The organism is Pseudomonas sp. MYb118 (genome assembly GCF_040947875.1).
In the GTDB taxonomy this organism is placed as follows: domain Bacteria; phylum Pseudomonadota; class Gammaproteobacteria; order Pseudomonadales; family Pseudomonadaceae; genus Aquipseudomonas.
In genome coordinates this window covers 3,225,540-3,245,519 of sequence record NZ_JBFRXN010000002.1, presented here as the reverse complement: position 1 = coordinate 3,245,519, position 19,980 = coordinate 3,225,540, and the positions used below count along the sequence as shown (strand labels likewise).

General features: G+C 60.6%; 23 protein-coding genes and 1 tRNA gene. 7 read left to right on the top strand and 17 right to left on the bottom strand.

Features of this window, described 5'->3' with window-relative positions; translation table 11 throughout:
• Positions 1–12: 12 nt before the first annotated feature.
• Positions 13–483: an RNA methyltransferase gene (locus ABVN20_RS20680; RefSeq protein WP_093225527.1), complete on the top strand. Its 471-nt coding sequence runs from the start codon at positions 13–15 to the stop codon at positions 481–483.
• An 86-nt stretch (positions 484–569) separates the two neighbouring features.
• Positions 570–947 (top strand): DUF2892 domain-containing protein, encoded by a 378-nt coding sequence (locus ABVN20_RS20675; RefSeq protein WP_368557545.1) that lies wholly within the window; start codon positions 570–572, stop codon positions 945–947.
• A gap of 137 nt (positions 948–1,084) precedes the next feature.
• On the opposite strand, the gene ABVN20_RS20670 is transcribed toward ABVN20_RS20675, so the two are convergent.
• Together ABVN20_RS20670 and ABVN20_RS20665 are read right to left on the bottom strand one after the other, a co-directional pair.
• Complete coding sequence (locus tag ABVN20_RS20670; RefSeq protein ID WP_368557544.1) at positions 1,085–2,314, bottom strand: hypothetical protein; 1,230 nt, start codon at positions 2,312–2,314, stop codon at positions 1,085–1,087.
• 18 nt (positions 2,315–2,332) lie between these two features.
• On the bottom strand, positions 2,333–2,782 hold the full coding sequence (locus ABVN20_RS20665; RefSeq protein ID WP_368557543.1) for a YcgN family cysteine cluster protein: 450 nt from the start codon (positions 2,780–2,782) through the stop codon (positions 2,333–2,335).
• Positions 2,783–3,053: 271 nt separating this feature from the next.
• Here ABVN20_RS20665 and ABVN20_RS20660 point away from each other — a divergent pair, with 271 nt between their 5' ends.
• On the top strand, positions 3,054–3,647 hold the full coding sequence (locus ABVN20_RS20660) for a nitroreductase family protein (RefSeq protein ID WP_368557542.1): 594 nt from the start codon (positions 3,054–3,056) through the stop codon (positions 3,645–3,647).
• Positions 3,648–3,778: 131 nt separating this feature from the next.
• On the opposite strand, the gene ABVN20_RS20655 is transcribed toward ABVN20_RS20660, so the two are convergent.
• The 6 genes from ABVN20_RS20655 to ABVN20_RS20630 all read right to left on the bottom strand — a co-directional run bounded on the left by ABVN20_RS20655 (position 3,779) and on the right by ABVN20_RS20630 (position 10,313).
• Positions 3,779–4,711 (bottom strand): D-2-hydroxyacid dehydrogenase, encoded by a 933-nt coding sequence (locus ABVN20_RS20655; protein WP_368557541.1) that lies wholly within the window; start codon positions 4,709–4,711, stop codon positions 3,779–3,781.
• A 119-nt stretch (positions 4,712–4,830) separates the two neighbouring features.
• On the bottom strand, positions 4,831–5,124 hold the full coding sequence (locus ABVN20_RS20650) for a YcgL domain-containing protein (protein ID WP_368557540.1): 294 nt from the start codon (positions 5,122–5,124) through the stop codon (positions 4,831–4,833).
• The gene (gene rnd, locus ABVN20_RS20645; RefSeq protein WP_368557539.1) at positions 5,121–6,254 is read right to left on the bottom strand and encodes a ribonuclease D; all 1,134 of its coding nucleotides are present in this window, start codon (positions 6,252–6,254) and stop codon (positions 5,121–5,123) included. Before rnd ends, ABVN20_RS20650 begins: the two co-directional genes overlap by 4 nt.
• Positions 6,255–6,377: 123 nt before the next feature.
• Positions 6,378–7,037: a class I SAM-dependent methyltransferase gene (locus ABVN20_RS20640; RefSeq protein WP_368557538.1), complete on the bottom strand. Its 660-nt coding sequence runs from the start codon at positions 7,035–7,037 to the stop codon at positions 6,378–6,380.
• A 75-nt stretch (positions 7,038–7,112) separates the two neighbouring features.
• Positions 7,113–8,762, bottom strand: coding sequence for a phosphoethanolamine transferase (locus ABVN20_RS20635; protein WP_368557537.1), 1,650 nt, complete (start codon positions 8,760–8,762; stop codon positions 7,113–7,115).
• A gap of 168 nt (positions 8,763–8,930) precedes the next feature.
• Complete coding sequence (locus tag ABVN20_RS20630; RefSeq protein WP_368557536.1) at positions 8,931–10,313, bottom strand: glutamine synthetase family protein; 1,383 nt, start codon at positions 10,311–10,313, stop codon at positions 8,931–8,933.
• A gap of 496 nt (positions 10,314–10,809) precedes the next feature.
• Between ABVN20_RS20630 and ABVN20_RS20625 the strand changes: the two genes are divergently transcribed.
• On the top strand, positions 10,810–11,994 hold the full coding sequence (locus tag ABVN20_RS20625; RefSeq protein ID WP_368557535.1) for a cyanate transporter: 1,185 nt from the start codon (positions 10,810–10,812) through the stop codon (positions 11,992–11,994).
• 120 nt (positions 11,995–12,114) lie between these two features.
• Positions 12,115–13,050 carry a LysR family transcriptional regulator gene (locus tag ABVN20_RS20620; protein WP_368557534.1) on the top strand — a complete coding sequence of 312 codons (936 nt, stop codon included), beginning with the start codon at positions 12,115–12,117 and terminating at the stop codon, positions 13,048–13,050.
• A 3-nt stretch (positions 13,051–13,053) separates the two neighbouring features.
• On the opposite strand, the gene ABVN20_RS20615 is transcribed toward ABVN20_RS20620, so the two are convergent.
• The 5 genes from ABVN20_RS20615 to ABVN20_RS20595 all read right to left on the bottom strand — a co-directional run bounded on the left by ABVN20_RS20615 (position 13,054) and on the right by ABVN20_RS20595 (position 15,952).
• Positions 13,054–13,419, bottom strand: a complete 366-nt coding sequence (locus tag ABVN20_RS20615; protein WP_368557533.1) for a 5-carboxymethyl-2-hydroxymuconate Delta-isomerase — start codon at positions 13,417–13,419, stop codon at positions 13,054–13,056.
• Positions 13,420–13,476: 57 nt separating this feature from the next.
• Positions 13,477–14,403 carry a LysR family transcriptional regulator gene (locus ABVN20_RS20610; protein ID WP_368557532.1) on the bottom strand — a complete coding sequence of 309 codons (927 nt, stop codon included), beginning with the start codon at positions 14,401–14,403 and terminating at the stop codon, positions 13,477–13,479.
• Between the two features lie 126 nt (positions 14,404–14,529).
• The gene (locus ABVN20_RS20605) at positions 14,530–14,721 is read right to left on the bottom strand and encodes a YegP family protein (protein ID WP_368557531.1); all 192 of its coding nucleotides are present in this window, start codon (positions 14,719–14,721) and stop codon (positions 14,530–14,532) included.
• A gap of 236 nt (positions 14,722–14,957) precedes the next feature.
• The gene (locus ABVN20_RS20600) at positions 14,958–15,665 is read right to left on the bottom strand and encodes an SOS response-associated peptidase family protein (protein ID WP_368557530.1); all 708 of its coding nucleotides are present in this window, start codon (positions 15,663–15,665) and stop codon (positions 14,958–14,960) included.
• Between the two features lie 101 nt (positions 15,666–15,766).
• On the bottom strand, positions 15,767–15,952 hold the full coding sequence (locus tag ABVN20_RS20595) for a hypothetical protein (protein WP_368557529.1): 186 nt from the start codon (positions 15,950–15,952) through the stop codon (positions 15,767–15,769).
• 512 nt (positions 15,953–16,464) lie between these two features.
• On the opposite strand from ABVN20_RS20595, the gene ABVN20_RS20590 reads away from it, so the two are divergent.
• Together ABVN20_RS20590 and ABVN20_RS20585 are read left to right on the top strand one after the other, a co-directional pair.
• A complete protein-coding gene (locus ABVN20_RS20590; protein WP_368557528.1) occupies positions 16,465–16,749 on the top strand; it encodes a DUF3077 domain-containing protein in 285 nt (94 codons plus the stop codon).
• Between the two features lie 34 nt (positions 16,750–16,783).
• Entirely contained in the window at positions 16,784–17,116 is a 333-nt protein-coding gene (locus ABVN20_RS20585) for a DNA-binding protein (RefSeq protein WP_368557527.1), read from the top strand.
• A 61-nt stretch (positions 17,117–17,177) separates the two neighbouring features.
• On the opposite strand, the gene ABVN20_RS20580 is transcribed toward ABVN20_RS20585, so the two are convergent.
• The 4 genes from ABVN20_RS20580 to bamC form a co-directional block, all read right to left on the bottom strand.
• Positions 17,178–17,267, bottom strand: a tRNA-Ser gene (locus ABVN20_RS20580).
• An 84-nt stretch (positions 17,268–17,351) separates the two neighbouring features.
• The gene (purC, locus tag ABVN20_RS20575) at positions 17,352–18,065 is read right to left on the bottom strand and encodes a phosphoribosylaminoimidazolesuccinocarboxamide synthase (protein WP_368557526.1); all 714 of its coding nucleotides are present in this window, start codon (positions 18,063–18,065) and stop codon (positions 17,352–17,354) included.
• Positions 18,066–18,093: 28 nt separating this feature from the next.
• A complete protein-coding gene (locus ABVN20_RS20570) occupies positions 18,094–18,852 on the bottom strand; it encodes an MBL fold metallo-hydrolase (RefSeq protein WP_368557525.1) in 759 nt (252 codons plus the stop codon).
• A 4-nt stretch (positions 18,853–18,856) separates the two neighbouring features.
• On the bottom strand, positions 18,857–19,972 hold the full coding sequence (gene bamC / locus ABVN20_RS20565) for an outer membrane protein assembly factor BamC (protein ID WP_368557524.1): 1,116 nt from the start codon (positions 19,970–19,972) through the stop codon (positions 18,857–18,859).
• Between the last annotated feature and the right edge of the window lie 8 nt (positions 19,973–19,980).

The following is a 19,980-nucleotide window of genomic DNA, read 5'->3' as shown; positions in this document are numbered from 1 at the left end:
GGCACCCCGCTCGTGGCAGACAAACGGTACAGCTGCATTGGTTTGTATAACCCCAAATCACCGGAAAACGTCGGCTCGGTCATGCGCGCCGCCGGCTGCTATGGCGTGGCGTCCGTGTTCTACACCGGCAAGCGTTATGAACGCGCCGCCGACTTCGTCACCGACACCAAGCGCGTGCACTACGACATTCCGCTGATCGGCATCGACGACCTGAAAAAGATCCTTCCCCTGGGCTGCGTCCCGGTCGCGGTTGAGCTGGTCGAGGGCGCCCGCCCGCTGCCGGAGTACACGCATCCGGACCGCGCGTTGTACATCTTCGGCCCGGAAGACGGTTCGCTGGATAAAGAGATCCGCGACTGGTGCGAAGACGTCGTCTACATCCCCACCACCGGTTGCATGAACCTCGCCGCCACGGTCAACGTCGTACTCTACGACCGCATGGCCAAGGGGCTGAACACCCGCTCGGGGCCGAAATTCCGCTGAACCGCCGCACATCCGATGGAACAAGCGGCCTGCTGCGGCAGTCAGCTTGATTATCTGCAGCAGCCATTTTCGCCAGGAGACAGATCATGAGCCCACTCAAACGCGTAGAGCGCATCGACTCCACCCCGTTCCAGAGCCCTTCGGAGCACAACGTCCACGGCTGGGAGCGTTTCGGTTCGCTGGCCGGCGGCGCAGTGATGGTCGGCAAGGGCCTGCGGCGCGGCGGCATCTTTGGCCTGATCCAGGTGGCCATCGGCGGCGTGGCCCTGGCCCGCGGCATCACCGGGCACAGTTCGGCCAAGAGCCTGCTGGAGAAAAGCCGTCAGGACTTGAATAACGTGCGCGCGAAAATCGAACGCGCCGGGGAAGAACTGGGCCGGTTGAAAGCCAATGCCGAAGCGGCCACCAGCACGGCGACCGTGACGGGCAATGATTCGTTGAAATCGCCGAAGGCTGGGGTCTGACCCAGCGCTTCCCACGTCCCTGTAGGAGCGAGCTTGCTCGCGATGGTCGTCAACGATGACGCGGGCTGTCTGAATGCCAGCGGTGCCTGAGCCACCATCGCGAGCAAGCTCGCTCCTACAGGGGACGGGGGGCCGGGTTATTGAAGCAATTCGGTATTGAGCACCCTGGACGACTCGCCAATCACGCTCTCAGCCAATTGCACGAATACCTGGGTATCCACACTCTCCAGGCGCATCGCCCCCCGCATCACGTCATCCAGCGAACGTTTGTTGCGGGTCTTCAAACGAATCTCGCGATCCAGTTCCTGCAACAGCAACACCGCCTTGGCCACCTGGGCCGGGCTGGCCTGGGCGTCGCGCAGCGTGGTGACTTTCTGGCTGGCCTTGACCAGCCGGGCATGCAGGGTTTCGTAACGCTCGTCACTCATCCCGCCCGCGCGTCGCACCAGTTCGATGGCGTAATACTCGGCCAGGCCTTCGCTGATCCAGTCGCTGCGATGCGTGTCGTTGACCCGTCCGAACACCTGGGCCAGCTCGCGCACCAGCGCGCTGCTGCCGCTCTCGCTGACCAGCGGCAGGCGCGTATTGAGGTAGATCGACTCACGGGCCGCCAGGCTGCCGCGCCACATCGGGTCGTTGGCACCGACGATCAGCAGTTTGCTCGGGTGACGCGGGAACACCGCCTGCACCTGCGGCCAGACGAAGGTCAGCAGCGTCAGCACGTCCATGCGCCGCATGCCCTGGCCCTGGGGCGAAGCGACGGTGACTTCGGTTTCTCCCAGGCGCGTACGGCGGCTGCCCAGGTGACCGGCGAGCATCCAGCCCGTGGGCCGGTCAAACAGGCGTGAGGGGTTGTCGATGCGGAACTTGTTCTTGCCGATGCGCGGCCAGGCGGTTTCGACGCTTTTCCAGTTGCTGGGTAACTGGAACTCCAGGCGCGACACCAGCTCGGTACCGTCCTGCTGGTCCAGTTTGGCGGCAGGCACCAGGTCGTCACCGCGCATCAGCGCCCAGGTGGGCGTCATGCGCGTATCGAAGCTGCCATTCTTGCGGCCGTGGCTGATGCGCACGCGGTAAGTCAGGCTGGCTTTATCGGCGGCCGGGCGCCAGACACCGCGTGCCTCTTTGCCGGGGGTGAGCTGCCATTGGCCGTCGGCCTTGAAGTCGCTGTAGTGGCTGCCATCGCCCAGGTCGAAATCCAGGCTGCGCACCGCCGAACCCTGGGCCAGGGTCAGGCGCACTTCCGCCTGATCGCTCTGCGGCAGCAGGCGTACGTGATAATCCAGGTCGACCTTCTTCGCCGCCCACACCGACGAACTCAGGGCCAGCAGCCCCACGGCCAGGCCCAGGCGCAATCCCACAGCCATACACACTCCTTGTTGAAACTAACCCGCGCGGAAAATCAGATGATCTTCCCAATCCTCTTCGGCCACGCTGCCTTCGGCGAGCATGCGACCCGACTGGGAAATGCGTTCGTGGTGCACGGCGTCGCGATCGCCGCACACCAGGTGATGCCACAGCGGCAGATCCTTGCCTTCGCTGACCAGGCGATAGCCGCAGGTCGGTGGCAACCACTTGAATTCATCGGCCTTGCCCGGCGTGAGTTGAATGCAGTCCGGCACAGACTCACGGCGGTTGGGGTAATCGCTGCACTGGCAGGTTTTCAGGTCCAGCAACTTGCAGGCGATAAGCGTGTAGTAAACGCTGTTGTCCTCTTCGTCCTCGAGCTTTTGCAGGCAGCACAGCCCGCAACCGTCGCACAGCGATTCCCATTCCTGCTGATCGAGTTGATCGAGGGTTTTGCGTATCCAGAACGGTTCGACTTTGGCGGCCATGGCTCGAGCATCAACATCAGGTGGTGAAAAGGCCGCCAGTCTAGTGCCCGGCGCCCTGCGGGCCAAGCATTGGCGACTGCCGGTACGACAGGACTTGTCAGTTAATGCGTCGACCAGTAGCTTTGCCAGTCGCAAGGAGCCCGCCACTGCGTGCCATTAACGCTCGACCGCGTTGCACCCAGGGCAAATGCCAGGCTCACGAAAAACCCCATCGCCCAGCCAACTGTGCCCGCCGGTTTACCTCGACTCTCTGATCGCAAGGAATCTCTGCATGAGCGCCAATCCACGCGTTGCCGAATATGCCATCCACCCGCAATTCACCGACCGCTGGTCGCCCCGCGCCTTCACCGGCGAAGCCATCCCGGAAGAAACCCTGCTGAGCTTCTTCGAAGCCGCACGCTGGGCGCCATCGGCCTACAACTCGCAGCCATGGCGTTTTCTCTACGCGCGTCGCGATACGCCGAACTGGGAGCGTTACCTGGGCCTGTTGAACGAATTCAACCGCGCCTGGGCGCAACACGCCTCGGCCCTGGTAATCGTGATCTCCAAGACCACCTTCGTCGCACCGGGCGCCAGCGAAGAAACCCCGGCGCTGTGGCACACCTTCGACACCGGTTCCGCCTGGGGTCACCTGGCCCTGCAAGCCAGCATCAGCGGCTGGCACACCCACGGCATGGCCGGGTTCGACCAGGAGCTGACCCGCAAGGAGCTGAATATTCCCGAAGGCTATGCGCTGCACGCCGCCGTCGCGGTGGGCAAACTGGGCGACAAGGCGACCCTGGCCGAATACCTGCAAGCCCGTGAAGTACCGAGCCCGCGCCGGCCGTTGAGCGAAACGGTGGCCGAGGGTGATTTCACCCTCTAATCAAACACCGCCCTCCCCTGTAGGAGCGAGCTTGCTCGCGATGGTGGCCGAAGCACCGCTGGGTGTCAGACATCCAGCGTTATCGTTGACGACCATCGCGAGCAAGCTCGCTCCTACAGGGGGCGGGGGCGTCAGTATCCGCGATTGAAATCCACTTCCCCACGCAACGCCTCGCCCGCGTGGTATGCCCGCAGATTTTCGATGAACAGCTTGACCATCATCGTCGGTGACGTCGGCGCCGAGCTGTGGCCGGTCAGCAGTAGGCCCCAGGCGGTCCAGAACGGGTGACGCTGTGGCAGCGGCTCTTGACGGCAGACGTCGATCACCGCGCCCGCCAGGTGCCCTTCCTTCAACGCCGCCACCAGGTCCGCATCGACCACCGCCACACCACGTCCGACGTTGATGAAAAGCCCCGTCGACTTGAATTGCTTGAACAGGGCGGCGTCGTACAGGTCATGGGTAGTCGGCGTATTCGGCAGCAGGTTGATCACGTAATCGACTTCACCGACCAGACGTGGCAAATCGCCCAGCGCCCCCACTTCGATAAACGGAGCTTGCTCGCGCGCCTCGCTGGCAACGCCATACAGCTCAACCCCAAAGGGCAGCAGGAACTCGGCGACGGTCTGACCAATGTCGCCGGTGCCAACGATCAGCACCTTACGCCCCGCCAGGCTCTGCCCCTGGCGACTGTCCCACTTGCGCTCCACCTGGCTGACCAGGCGCGGCAACACTTCACGTTCGTGGCCGAGCATGTAGGTCAGTACGTATTCAGCCATGACCTGGCCGAAAATCCCCACCGCACGGGTCAGGCGATAGTGCCGCGACAGGCCATCGGCCAACAGCGGCGTGATGCCGGCCCAGGTCGACTGCAACCATTGCGGCTTGTGGCCCTGGCGCAACAGCGTGGCCAGCAGGTCCGGCTGCCCCAGCCAGATCGGGCAATCGGCGGCTTGACGGGCCAGTTCAGCGGAGTCGCCGCTGGTCAGCACTTCCAGATCAGGCGCGGCCTGGCGCAACAATTGGGCATATACAGCGTGGTCGTGTTCGGCAATCAGAACGCGCATGGTTCAAACCTTTCAAAAGCAGTGCAGACGGCCACCGAGGCAATCTCGCCCCTCGACATGGCCATCGCCAAAATCATTCCAGTATTTCACGCCGACTCTGAACAGAGCCTGTCTGCCGGTTACACCGGGTCGTTGCGTCGCAGCAACTCTTCGGGCAAATGCTCGATGTACTCTTCCTCGGCCGGCGGCATCTGCAGGTGATAGCCTTGCTTTTCGAGGTTTTCCAGGACCACGGTGATGTCCTCGCGTGACAGCTTGCGCTCGGGGGTCAGCACCAGGTCGAACGCGTGGATGGCCTTGCCGAAGGCAGCCAGCAGCGGCTCGGGCACGCGCTCCAGCGCATCGCTCTTGAGCACATAGAGGTACATCTCGTTTTTCTTCGAACTGCGGTAGATGGAGCAAATACGTTTCAAGGCTGTTCTCCGGCGGCGACCAGGCTGTCGAGCAGCGCCTGGCCCATCAACTCGCGGCGCCAGCCACGCAGCGAATCAGGCAATTGGTAAGGACCGTTGGGGAAGCCGCTCTTGAGCAGCGCTTCCAGGGTTTTCTTGCGCAGCATCAGCTCTGGCACGATGGCCAGGCGCTCGGCCTCAGCCTGGCCGATGGCTTTCAACTGCTTGAGCAGCGCGGCGGCCTCCACCGGTAAAGGCTCGGCAACGGCAGGCGGCCACTGATCGGGCGGCACACTGCCCGAACGCTTGATCAGGTCCAGCAGAAATTCGCCATCCTGGCGCACGGTGCGCGGGTGCATGTCTTCGATTTTACCCAGCGCCGCAAGGCTGTCCGGTTGCGTTCGCGCCAGCGGCCACAGCGAATGTTCACGGATGATGCGATTGCGCGGCAGGTCGCGGGCGCGGGCTTCGCGTTCGCGCCAGGCACAGAGCTCGCGCAAAACGGCGAGTTGGGCACGGGAGAGTTTCCAGGCCAGTTTGGCATCGCGATAGACCTCGTACGGGTCGATTTCGCGGCGCAGGTTGGCCACCAGCTCGGCGCCGTCTTCCAGCACCCAGGCGTACTTGTCGTCAGACAGCTTCGGACGCAGCTGTACGAAGACTTCTGCAAGGTGCAGGGCGTCTTCAGCGGCGTAGCTGATCTGCGTCTCTGACAGGGGGCGTTGCAGCCAGTCGGAACGGGTCTCGCCCTTGGGCAACTCGATGCCAAGTACCTCCTGCACCAGCCGCGAGTAGCCAATGGAGAACCCGAGGTTCAGATAGGCGGCGGCCAACTGCGTGTCGAACAGCGGCGCCGGCAGGCTGCCCGTCAGGCGCAACAGCACTTCGAGGTCTTCGCTGCAGGCATGGAGCACCTTGACCACGGCCGGGTTCTCCAGCAGCGCGGCCAACGGTTGCCAGTTGTCGATGGTCAACGGGTCGATCAGGTAGGCACGTACGCCATCGCCGACCTGCAGCAGGCCTGCGATCGGATAAAAGGTGTCGACCCGCATGAATTCGGTGTCGAGGGCAACGTAGGGAAGCTGCTGCCACTCGGCACAAAACCGGGCGAGGCTATCGTTGTCGCGAATCCAGTGAATATCGATGGCCACACGGCTCTCCCTTGAAGAATGGCGCGCAGTATATATCGCCGCCGGCGAATTCCGCGCATTCACTAAACAAGAGCTTTAGCGAAAAAACCTGCCCGAAGGCAAGAATTGTCTGATAGAGGGAGGTTACAGAGTCTTACTCAGAACGTAGACGCGCTTACGCACGCCCCCCGGCAGGTAGTCCTGATGGCTGAGCAGGCTGAAACCCGCCTGCCGGAACTCGCGCTCGACTTGCGCCCTGTCGGCCGGCTTTAGCGCCGCTGCCGCGTCAGCCGGGGGGTTGCGCTTCAAGTGAGCATCGACTTGCACCGCGACGATCACCGTATCGCGGCTGACCCGGTGGAACTCAGCCAGCATGGCCAGGCGATCCTCTGGCCGGGTGACGTGTTGAAACAGTTGCATGCAAAAAATGCAGTCCACCGCGTTTGCCGACAAACCGATGTTGAACGCCGAACTCTGGAAGGTCTTGATCCGTTTCAACAGCTGTTGCGGATGATGGGTCGGCGCGTGATCCAGCATCTGGCGAGAAGGATCGCAAGCCAGAATCACCCGGTTGGCGTGTTCGGCCAGCACCGGCCAGAAACGCCCTGCCCCACAGGCAACATCCAGAATAAGCCCCGGCTCGCCGGCCACCTTGAGCGCATTGCGCACCAACTGCTCGTCACGCCAGAACGCCAGGCGCCCGGCGAGGCCACGGGGACGCGGCTGCAAACAGACGCGGGCGTGTTCTTCGTCGTGACGCCGGGCGAACTCGAGTTCGATGGCGGATGGGGGCTGCGCGGGCATGTGCATGGGCTCTTGTAGGAATAGTCTGGCGGACCGCAGGTTAATGTCCGCCAGGTGAAAAAAAGGTCGTGAGCGTTACTCTTTGGCCAACACGCCGTCGATCACGGCACCGCGACAACCGGCGAACATATCCAGATCCTGGTTGTAGACCTTGCTGTTGACCTCCAGCAGACCGAGCATCGAGTGGAACAGGTTGTCCTGGCTCAACGGTTTGTCGCGGCTCAGTTGCAGGCAATGTGTGTCGACCGAGAACGACTTCTGATAGCTGTCGGAGAACCAGGCGAGCATGGCGACGTGCTTCTGCTGATCGGGTGCCAACATATAAGGCGTGCCATGGAGGAACAGGTTGTATTCGCCCAGGGATTCGCCGTGGTCGGACATGTACAGCATTGCGGTGTCTACTTTGTCCTGATTACTGCGCAATACGTCGATCAGCGTCGAGAGCACATGGTCGGTGTACACCAGCGTATTGTCGTAACCATTGACGATGCTTTCGCGACTGCAATTGTTGAGGGCATTGCTCTCGCAAACCGGCGTAAATCGTTCGTACTCTTTCGGATAGCGCTTGAAATACTCAGGCCCATGACTGCCCATCTGGTGCAACACCAGTACGGTGTCTTTATCCAGGGTGTCGATGAAGTGCTGCAAACCCTGCAACAGAATTTCATCGCGGCACTCGCTGTTGGCGCACAGGGCAGGGTCTTTCAGGTTGCTGACATCTTCGAGCGTGACCCGATCGCAAGTGCCTTTGCAGCCTGACTGGTTGTCGCGCCAGATCACCTCAAGCCCGGCGCGCTTGAGCACATCCAGCAGGCCTTCTTCGTTCTTGGCCTTGCCAGCGTCGTAGTTCTTGCGGCCCATGTTGGAGAACATGCACGGTACCGAAACAGCGGTTTCCGTGCCGCAGGAGCGCACGTCCGTAAAGGCGATCAGGCCCGCCTGCTTGTCCAGTTGAGGCGTGGTATCCCGGTTGTACCCCAGCACGCCGAAGTTCTCGGCGCGGGCGCTTTCACCCACGACCAGCACGGTCAGTGATTTGCGGCGATGAGCCTGCCATGCCGGGTTTTTCTCGGCGTCTTCGCCGATGCGGACAAATGGCTGCTGCGCCGAAACGACCTGCTCGCGCAAGTAACTGAGCGAAGCGCCCACGTAGTTGCTGGGCACCACCATCAACCGCAACTCGTGATGATTGCGAAACAGCGAGGAAAGTCCCTGATAGTTACCCAGTGCAACGCCACCGATCACCGCAACGGAGGCAACACTGACCAATAACTTGCTCAATAACTCCCGATGCCAGCGACGGTAATTGATGGGAGTCTTCCACAATACCCAGGAAGGCAAAATACCCAGCAATGCAATATAGGCGAACATTTTAAATGAGAGTAAATCGCGTACTTCCGTCGCATTGGTTTGTGCGAAGTTTCGCAACATGCCGGTATCAATCAATACCCCATATTGACTCATGAAATATGCAACACCGGCGCTGACCATGAAAAGAAACGTTAGCAACGGTTTCATCACCGGCCGGAACGCCAGCAAAGTCAGGACAATGTTGAAGGCCGCCAGAATCATCAAGCCAAACGCCACGCGCATGAGCACGCCCCTGGTATCGGAGGCCGTGATTTCGAACAGGTGCTGCCACAGCACCGAATTAAAACCTATTAATAAAAAGGCGCTGGCAATCAGTGTCACCCATTCCGGGCGCACGGCTTTGAACTTCAACATGATAATCGGCTATTCCTTGAAAGAGGCGTTGTCGATAAATGTGAAAATTTCATTTATCGCAACAGCATCAATTTTGGGCAGCCGACCATCAATTTTTTGTGAAAAAGAAGCCAACGATTAGTTGGCTTGTAGCATTAACGTAAAACAGGCGTTGTATTTGAGAATGGTTCAGGCCTGATTCAGGTACCAGCGCCAATCCTGCTCTCCGACTTCCCCCATGAACTGCCGGTACTCGGCACGTTTGACCGCCAGGTAGACCCCGAGGAATTCGTTGCCGAAGGCTTCCCGCGCCCAGCTCGACGCTTCAAGAGCGCGCAAGGTGGTCAGCCAATCGGTGGGCAACAGGTTGGTGGCCTGAGCGTAACCGTTGCCTTCTACCGGCGCGCCCGGGTCCCGTTGCTCGCGAATGCCACGATGGATACCGGCCAGGATCGCCGCGGCCGCCAGGTAGGGGTTGGCGTCGGCGCCGCAGATGCGGTGTTCGATGTGGCGCGAGTACGCCGGGCCACCCGGAACGCGCAAGCTCACCGTGCGGTTATCGACGCCCCAGGTCGCCGCCAGCGGCGCGTAACTGTTGGTCTGGAACCGGCGGTAGGAGTTGGCATTCGGACAGAACAACAACAGAGAGTCGAGCAGGGAACTCAACATGCCACCCACCGCGTGCCGCAGCAGTGGCGTTCCGTCGGCAGCTTCACTGGCAAACAGGTTATTGCCCTCCTGGTCCGCCAGGCTGACGTGCATGTGCATGCCGGTGCCGGCCAGGTCATCGAACGGCTTGGCCATGAAGCACGCGGTCATCCCATGCTTGTGGGCCACACCTTTGACCAGGCGCTTGTAGCGCACGGCTTCGTCCATCGCCTGCAATGCGTCATTGCGATGTTCCAGCGTGATCTCGACCTGCCCCGGCGCGTATTCGGAAATGGCCGTACGCGCCGGAATGCCTTGCAGCTTGCAGGCGTTGTAGAGGTCGGCGAGGAACGGTTCGATCTGCTCCAGCTCACGCAACCCGTAGACCTGAGTGCCCCGCGGTCGGCCACCGTCGACGTCCCGCGCCGGTTGCGGCCGACCGTGGCTGTCGCGCTGCTGGTCCAGCAGGTAGAACTCCAGCTCCGCCGCCATCACCGGGTAATAACCGTCGGCCTGTAATCCTTCGATCACCTTCGCCAGCAAATGCCTAGGGTCGGCAATGGTCGCCGGCATGCCCTCCCTGGGGTGCATGCTGACCTGCACGGCAGCGGTCGGGATCAGGCGCCACGGCATGCGCGTCAGGCTGCCGCTGATCGGGTAGGCACGGCAGTCGATGTCACCGACATCCCAGACCAGCCCGGAGTTTTCAACGTCATCCCCATTGATGGTCAGACCGAGGATGGTGCTGGGCAAGGGGCGCCCGCTTTCGTACACCGCCAGCAGCTCATCACGGTGCAACAGCTTGCCCCTGGGCACGCCGTTGTTGTCGAGGATGAACAACTCGAACATCTCGATATCCGGGTTCTGTTGCAGAAAAGTCAGGGCTTCTTGCGGGGTGGCGAAAGCGGTTGTGGCACAACTCATGGGAATTCTCTTATTTGCGCGTCAGGCAAACGCGCAGGCGCTGCCGATTTGATCCCGGTGCATCACACGGGACCTGTAGGAATCATCAACGGGAAAGAAAAGAATCCGGCGGGCGCGCGTGGCGACAGTGCCACAACGCCCAGAAGGCGAGTTCGGAAGGGAGTGCGACCGGACAACCGTCCATAGAGAAGACCGCGGTTAACAGATGGTCAGCAGCGTCACATGGCGGGATAAGCCGTTAAATCGGGATTTGAAGAACTTTGGTTTGGGGTTGGCTAAACATTCCGGATACACCGTGCCTCCCCTGTGGGAGCGGGCTTGCTCGCGAATACGGTGTGTCAGTCAATTCAATGGTTGCTGACACACCGCCTTCGCGAGCAAGCCCGCTCCCACAGGGGGGCAGTATTTAATTTCTAAATACCACCCCGGACTTTCTGATTTGCGAGCCCCCGCCCCTGGCGCATGTAATTGCCCCCTCGCCCATCAAGGTCCGACCATGGAAACCACCCGCGCCACCTCCCGCCCCGCCCTTCTGCTGATGTTCACCCTCATGCTCGTCGCGCTGAACCTGCGCCCCTCCATGGCCGCCGTGGGTCCGCTGCTCAAGGCCATGCGCGGCGACATCGACCTGAGCTTCAGCCTGGCCTCGCTGCTGACCATGCTGCCGTTGATGGCCATGGGACTGGCGATGTTCTTTGGCCTGCGCATCAGCCAATGGCTGGGGGCACAACGCACCGTGGTGGTGTCGCTGCTGATCATCGGCCTGGCGACGGCATCACGCCTGTTCCTCGACTCCGCGCTCGAACTGATCCTCAGCGCGGTGCTGGCGGGCGTCGGCATTGCGCTGATCCAGGCGTTGATGCCGGCGCTGATCAAAACCCGGTTCAGCGAACACGTTGCCGTGTGCATGGGGCTGTACGTCACGTCGATCATGGGTGGCGCCGCGATTGCCGCATCCTTTGCCCCACTGGTGATGACGTACACCGACAGCTGGCGCATGGGCCTGGCGATCTGGGCACTATTGGCGCTGGCGGCGTTGCTGTGCTGGTGGGGCCTGCGCTCGATGGTGCCAACCTTGCCCGTTCAGGCTCAACGAAACAGCTCATTCCTGGCCAATTCCCGCGCCTGGTTGCTGGCGATCTTCTTTGGCCTGGGGACCGCGTCCTACACCTGTGTGCTGGCCTGGCTGGCACCGTACTACGTGGAAAAAGGCTGGAGTGAACAGAACAGCGGATTGCTGCTCGGTTTCCTGACGGCCATGGAGGTGGTGTCCGGCCTGCTGACGCCCATGATCGCCAATCGCAGCCGTGATCGACGCGGGGTACTGGTTGCCTTGCTGGTGTTGATCATCGCCGGTTTCCTCGGCCTGATCCTCAGCCCGCAGCACCTGAGCCTGTTGTGGCCATGCCTGCTGGGGCTGGGCATCGGCGGACTGTTCCCGATGAGCCTGATCGTTTCGCTGGATCACCTGGACAACCCACAACGGGCGGGTGCGCTGACCGCCTTCGTCCAGGGCATAGGCTACCTGATCGCCGGCCTGTCACCGCTGATCGCCGGCATGATCCGCGATCAGTTGGGCAGTTTCGAATGGGCCTGGTGGTCACTCACCGGCATCATGGTGTTGATGCTGCTGATGGTCCTGCGTTTCAACCCACGGCATTACGCGCGCCACATTCGCTGACCTGGGCGACGCAAGACAGCGAAACCACCTACAGGCCATTCTCTTGGCACCACCGTTCCGCTAGGATCCTTCGCACGAGTTTGCGCGCAATCAGCGCAAGGATCACAGCGAGAAGAATGGATGCTGAACAGTAACTTGCTTCGAAAACTCGACATGCAGGACCTCATGGTGTTTATCGCCCTGTACGAGCGCAACAGTGTCACCGATGTCTCCGAGGCGCTCTGCGTCAGCCAGTCCACCGTGAGTTATTGCCTGAAAAAACTGCGCACCGGTTTTGCCGACGAGTTATTCATCAATACCCGCGCCGGTATGCGACCCACCGGCAAAGCCAGCAGCATGTACACCCACGTGCTGAAGATCCTGGAAAGCATCAACCTGTGCCATGCCACCGCTCCGGCCTTCGACCCCGCCTCCGGGGTGGTGACCTTCAACGTTTGCGCACCGGAATACTTCGAGCAACTGATCCTGCCATGCCTGTTGAAGCGTTTTGACGCGGCGGCATTGCCCGTGGTGATCAACGTGCAAAAACTCGAAACCGATATCCCCGCCGATGCGTTGCGCGACGGCAGTCTCGATCTGGTGATTGGCTTCGGTCCGAACTTCCATCGCCAGCCTGCCGACTTCAACTTCCGGACACTGCTGGAGGACGAACTGGTCTGCGTCTTCGACAAAGACGCGGCGCCCCTGGAACCGCGCTTGAGCCTGCAAACCTTCGCCCAGCGCCGGCACGTGTTTCCGACCCCGTGGATATCCAGCACCAACATGGTGGACGGCTGGCTGGCACAACAGGCGCAGACACGACACGTCGTCGCACGTGCCAACAGCTACGGCGCGGCACTGAAGTTGATTGTCGGCACCGACTACATCCTTGCCATGCCCCGCCGAATCCAGCGCTTGCTCGCCAGCGAAGCCGCTTTCACTCACTGCGAGGCACCCGAAGGTCTGCCGGGTTTCACCCTCGACATGCAGTGGAGCCCGCATGCCGAGCAGAACGCTAGCAATACGTGGTTTCGCGAACAGATCGTGCAGGCCTGCGCCGAGCATGGCCTGCGCTGAAACTCAGTTGTTGATCAGGACCTTGCTGTAGGACTCGCGATCCATATCGACGATCTCCACCGCCAACTGCACTTCAACACCGGCCGGCCACGGACACAGGTCCTGGGCCACGGCCAGCAGGCTTTCCGACAACTGCTTCTTGATCTGTGGCGAGCGGCCACTCAACAGCGCCAGATTGACGTACACGAACGCACGTTCGTTCAAGGCGGTGCCGACCTTGAACGTCTCGACCTTCACCGCACGGCTCTTGATATCGGACTCGGCCGCGAACTGACCGGAAGCCACCAGCGCATTGTTGAACCGCAGCAACGCCACATCGGCATTCAGCTCGGGAAGATTGGCGGTGTATTCCATGTGCAGGTGAGGCATGACGTGGTTCCTGATCTTATTGGGAAAGGTCGTACATATAACACAGAGTTGCCCTGCTCACTGAGGGATCGGTGGCTCGAAGCGCTCACTCATGAACGCCTCCAGCCGCGAACGCAACCAGCGCTCGGCCGGATCGGTATCGACATGGCTCAGCCAGACCATGGACAAATCCAGGGTCGGCGTCTTGAACGGAAAGGGTTCGACGAACAACTGACCGGAAGCCGCCATCGCCGTGGCCGTGTAATCCGGCAGGCTGGCAATCAGGTCGGTGCCGGCCAGCAGGGCCGGCAATGAGCTGTATTGCGGCACCGACAGCACCACCTGGCGCGTACGCCCGATCTCTGCCAGCCACTCATCGGCATAACCACTGACGTTGGCCGTGTGGGAAACCAGCACGTGCGGGCGCGAACAATATTCATCGAGGGTCAACGGCGTGTCGGACGCATCGGCGCGCAGGATGCTGGGCTGGATATGCCGCAGCAGCTTGCGCTTGGCGTTGGCCGGCAGGCCACGGGTCTGGCTGATGCCAACCGTGATGTCACCGGACGCCAGCAAATCGGGAATCCGCCAGTAATCGACATGCTGTACCACGAACACCACCTTCGGCGCCTCCTGACGCAGGGCGCGCAGCAGCGGCGGCAACAGGCCGAACTCGACATCGTCGGACAGGCCGATGCGAAAGGTCATGGTGCTGCTGGCAGGGTCGAAATCGTGGGTCAGACTCAAGGCCACCGACAGGGAATCCAGTGCCGGCGACAGGTACTGAATCAACTCCTCGGCCCTGGCCGTAGGCTCCATGCGGTGCCCGACCCGGATGAACAGCGGATCGTTGAACATCGCGCGCAAGCGGTTGAGCGCCGAACTGATGGTCGGCTGCCCGAGAAACAACTTCTCCGCCACGCGGGTCACGTTGCGTTCAAGCATCAAGGTTTCGAACACCACCATCAGGTTGATGTCGGCCTTGCGTAATTCATTGCGATTCATCCACTGCCCCCGAACTCCTGTCTACCGACAGTTTAGGTAGCGGGCACAAGCGGCGTCTATGCGACTGAAGCAGTTTCACCGCAGGAAATGAAGCTGCTCGAGCTGAACAGCTTCGTCGATGGACACCTAGATTTCCTTCAACGGCGTCTGATCGTGCGTCCCCTTGATCAGGTTGATGGCATGCACGCAATCAGCCTTGTTCACGTACGACTCGCCACTGGCAATCGTCTCATGATTAGCCGCCCTCAAGCGCCACCGCCACTGGCCCCTGCCAGTCTGGGGAATGCCACGGGTTTGCCGGTAAATCTCAAAATACATGGTTCGCTCCTTGCGATGGTTGAGACCTGTGATGCGAAACCAGAGTAGATGAGGTGGTTGGGTGGTGGAGGGTTTGAGTGTCAGGGGATATTTCGCTGAAAGCGCGGTGATTTGTGTGGCGCCCAATGAATCGGGGCATCGGACATTTCAGCTACCTGATTGTGTAAGGATTGCAGGGGAACAGGCTTCCTTTTCTTACACTGAAATACTGCTGATTCGCACGACTTCACAGAAAATTAAAACAGGGGGCCGCTCACGGGACCTTCTTCCACCGGCCTTATCAAATGCGAACCCTGATTGCGCACATTCCCGACAGCGCGATCCACCTGGTACCACTCAAAGGCCTCAGTCGGCTCACCCTGCAGCAATGCCATCTGCTCAGCCCGCTCCTTGGGCGTGGCGGAGTCCAGCCATTCCCTGGCCAGTTGCGCAGACAGCGACACCGGCCGCCGATCATGAACGTCCACCATCCCGCCTTCGCTGTCGGCGGTGATGATCACAAAACCGTCGTGCTCGCTGGGTCCGTGCTCGGCATTCGGATATTGGCCGATGGCAGCACAAAGGATGGCCCCCCGGTCTCTACGTCGAATCAGGTAGGGCTGCTTCTTCGGGCCGCCCTCGTCCACCCATTCAAACCAGCCGTTGATCGCAATGATCGCGCGGTGCGGCCATATCGCACGAAAGAATGGACCGTGAGCCACCTTCTCCACCCGGGCATTGATTGGCGCAGCACGATCCTTGGCCCAATGCGGCCGCCACCCCCAGCGCACCCTATCCGCGTGCAGGTAACCGCTCTCCTGATGGAAAAGCGCCAGCTGCGTAGTTGGTGCCGCGTTGTAGTGATCGAGCGGCCGGTCGCCGACATTGTTCACCAACGGGTTGGGCATGCTCAGCGCGGCAACAAAATCATGAATGCCGTGATACTGGGTAAGGCGTCCGCACATGGAAGGGTTCTCCTGCCTGGCTTATTGCATGGCCTGCTGGAGTTTGGACGCGGATGGGTGGGATTTGTTGCGTTGGATTGCAGCGCTTGCTCGGCGGCCGATCAGAGCAGCTTCGCCAACGACCCGATGGCAATAAAGGTGATTAGCGCTGACGCCGCGCCGAGGGCGAATGGAACCATGGCCGCTCGGACGGGGCTTGGCGGCGGGCTACGCAACTCTGCTGCCAGCGCTGCGATTTCCTGACGCAACTCCTCGACTTCGTGACTACGACTTGCGCGTTCGGACATCCCAATCCTCCTCAAATTCAGTCTTCTAGTGCTGTATCGCCACTATGCCGCGCTTCACAGCCCCCCGACTAGCGGGTGACTCCAGTCAATTTTGTAGGCAAACTCCAGACGTTGCGTAAGGCGGTACGCAAACTGTGTTTTTGGGCACTTTGCCGCCTTGTTGGCTTTTTCTTTGAAGGGATACGCTCCAGACGTCGCTGCAAATACAGCGACTGGGCTTGGAAACCCGAGAGTCACGCAACAGCGCTCCTTCGCAAGCGTCGGCGTCTTTTTACGCCTACGAACCTGCGTTATGGCGGCTGCGTGTGGGACACCCTAGTGGTGTGCCGGACTCCTTGACTCCCGGTTTCCAACCTGCGCGTAGCTGCCACCCCTTCGCTTGGAACGAATGTGGCAGTTCCTCACGTCAAGGAGCGAGACATGAAAACTATAAATTGCGGCAAGGCCAGCTTTTTCCCCGAACACACCTCAATGCTCAACCTCAACGGATGCCCAATCCAAGGAGGTGCCCAATGAGCGAGCCATCCGAACTGACCACCATCGGCCTCACACCCTTCTGCTACACCAACAATGAAGCACTCTTCCGAGTGAACCGCGGCGTCCCGGTGGGTGACGCGTTGTACCAAGCCTCAGACCTGCTCTTCCTGGCCAAACTGCTGGCAATCGACGCGGCCTACATCAAGGACAGCGACCGCCACACCTGGGCTGCGCATTACCTGACGGCCATGGGCAAGGCCGTCATCAATGATGTGCACAAGGTGCTGACCCGATGGCCACCGATGAAGACCGACGGCTGAGCGTTTGAAGGTGGCGGCTATTCAGGATGAAAAAATGACCCTTCGCGCTCACTCTCATGAAGATAGCGTTCTGGAAATGCTTCGAGACGACGAAGGGTTTGCCATCGAATACCTGTCAGTCACCCTTGAGGAAATTGATGAAGCGGGAGGAGAAGATGCTTTCCTGCTTGCTGTCCGTCGCTTGGCTGAGGCAAGAGGCGGGCTGGGACATGTTTCGAAAAGCACAGGACTTGCAAGAGCCAATCTTTACCGATCATTCGCCGCCGGCGGTGATCCGAAACTTTCGACCCTCCTGAAAGTCCTTCAAGCGCTTGGCATTGGAATGTCTAAAGTAGTAACGCACCGTACCGAAGACGCGTGCCAGTAACCAAGACACCAACAACAAAAAAGCCCCGTAACTTCTCAGCTACGGGGCTTTTTCTATGTAATGGCGGAGAGATAGGGATTCGAACCCTAGGTACCCGCGAAGGTACAACGGATTTCGAATCCGTCCCATTCGGCCACTCTGGCATCTCTCCAACGGCGCGCATCATAACAACACTTTCGTCGGAAGCGAACCCCCCAAGCGAAATTTTTTCCGTGCTATCAGATGCTTGCGTCGATTAAAGCGGTACACCCAGACGGTTGGCCACTTCTTCGTAGGCTTCGATGACGTCACCGAGGCCCTGGCGGAAGCGGTCCTTGTCCATCTTCTTCTTGGTGTCCTTGTCCCACAGGCGGCAGCCGTCCGGGCTGAATTCGTCGCCCAGGACGATGGAGCCGTCGCTGAACACGCCGAATTCAAGCTTGAAGTCGACCAGCAGCAGGCCGGCGTCGTCGAACAGCTTGCTCAGGATCTCGTTGACCTTGAGCGACAGTTCTTTCATGCGCGCCAGTTGATCGGCGGTGCCCCAACCGAAGGCCACGACGTGGGATTCGTTGATGAACGGGTCGCCCTTGGCGTCGTCCTTCAGGAACAGTTCGAAGGTGTAAGGGTTGAGCTTCATGCCCTCTTCGACGCCCAGACGCTTGACCAGGCTGCCGGCAGCGTAGTTACGCACGACGCACTCGACCGGGATCATGTCCAGCTTCTTCACCAGGCACTCGTTGTCGCCCAGCAGCTTGTCGAACTGGGTCGGCACGCCGGCGGCTTCGAGTTTCTGCATGATGAAGGCGTTGAACTTGTTGTTCACCATGCCCTTGCGGTCGAGCTGTTCGATGCGCTTGCCGTCGAACGCCGAGGTGTCGTTGCGAAACAGCAGGATCAGACGGTCAGCGTCGTCGGTCTTGTAAACCGATTTGGCTTTGCCGCGGTAGAGTTCTTCACGTTTTTCCATGATGGGCTCCGCTTGCTAAGTAGATGGGCTAGGCGATGTGTCGCCAGTCGAGCCCTGAATCTTGATCGGCCAGTTGCAGCCAGTCCGGGTCGCACCCGAGGGTGTCGACAAAACATTGCCGGGCCAGCTGCGGCAGGTTGTTCTTGCTGCTCAGATGGGCCAGGACCAGGTGTTGCAGGCCTTGCCAGCCCAACTCGGACACCAGGAATGCCGCCTGGTGGTTGTTCAAATGTCCCAGTTCGCCGCCTACCCGCTGCTTGAGAAAGTACGGGTAGTGACCGCGAGCCAGCATGTCCCGGCAATGGTTGGCCTCGATCATCAACGCATCGAGGTCGCGATAGCCGTCCAGCACCTTGTTGCAGTACGACCCCAGGTCGGTCAGCAGGCCGAAGCGCCGCTCACCGTCGCTGAACACGTATTGCGTCGGTTCCTGTGCATCGTGGGCCACGGCAATGACGCCAATGCTCACGTTGCCGATCTGCAGTTGCTCGCCACCGGCCAGGAACCCCGTCGGTTCGATGGGTTTGCGCATCCCGCGCAAGGTCCCGCGACTGAGGTAGACCGGCAGATTGTAGCGCCGAGACAGCAAACCCACGCCATGCACGTGGTCGGCATGTTCGTGGGTCACGAGTATCGCGCTCAATTGCGCCGGGTTCACACCCAGGCGCAACAGGCGCTTTTCGGCTTCCCGCAAGGAGAAACCACAATCGACCAGCACGTACGTATCAGCGCTGGCTATCAGCGTGCCGTTCCCTTGGCTACCGCTGCCGAGAACGGCAAAACGCATGTGATCAGCCCAGATTGTCCTGAATCACGCTCAACACTTTGCGCGCCACGTCAGCCGGCGCCACGGTGTTGATGTTTTTCTCGACGGTGACTTCGACGTTTTCGCCGACCTTGCTCAGGCGAACCTGATAACGCTCGGCACGGGCTTCGATTTCTTCCTTGCTTGGACCACTGCCGAACAGGCTGCTGAAGAAACCAGGCTTGTCGTCTTTCTTCTCGGCCTTTTCGGACAGGTTGATGTAGTACAGGCCCAGGCTGCGGTTGATGTCTTCAACACGCCATTCGCCCTGTTCCAGGGCACGACCCACGCTCGACCAGGCACGATCCAGGTCGTTGCCGACGTTCAGGACCGGGTTGCCGCTGCCGTCTTCGGTCAGGCTGACACGGCTTGGCGCGTCGAAATCACGCGATGCCAGCATCGACACCGAACCACCCTTCTCGGAGATACGGCTCATGCTCGCCAGCATGTCGTCGACCAATGCCGCGTCCAGGCCGGTGTTGACCGAACGGTTGGTGAATTCCACATCGGCGGTGCTGCCGGCAGGACGCTCGGCGCTGACCACGTAGATTTCACTGGTGTTGCGCTGCACGCCCGGTTCGATGCGCACGCGCACGCGGGTTTCGGCGTCGCTGGCGACGCCGGCTGCGCTCAAGCGCTTGGCCACGGCGGCGGAAAGCTCATCGGAACGCTGCCAGGTGGTGGTGAATTCGCCGGTCTGCGGGCGTTGCTCATCCAGGCGGAAACCGTTGTCCTGGAAGAACTGCACGGCCACAGGCCAGGCTTCGGCCGGCGGGTTCTGGGCCACGATCCAGCGCGAATCGCCGGTTTTCTGCAGCGAGTAGGCACTGGCGTCGGCAGCGGCGGACAGCGGCTGCGGACGTGGCACGATGTACTCGCCCTTGGCAGTGTCGTCCGCCACGTTACGCGGAATCGGCAACAGCGGATCCAGAGGCTTGGAGGTGGTGACGTCCGAAGGCAATTGCATCGGTGCAGTCTGTTGCGCTTCCAGGTAATCGCTACCGCGGTCGCGGAAATAACCTTCCGGGCCCCAGACCCATCCACAGCCACTGGTGCTGGAGATAATCAAGGCAAGTGCGGAAAGTCCGGCCAATCGCTTCATGCGTAATG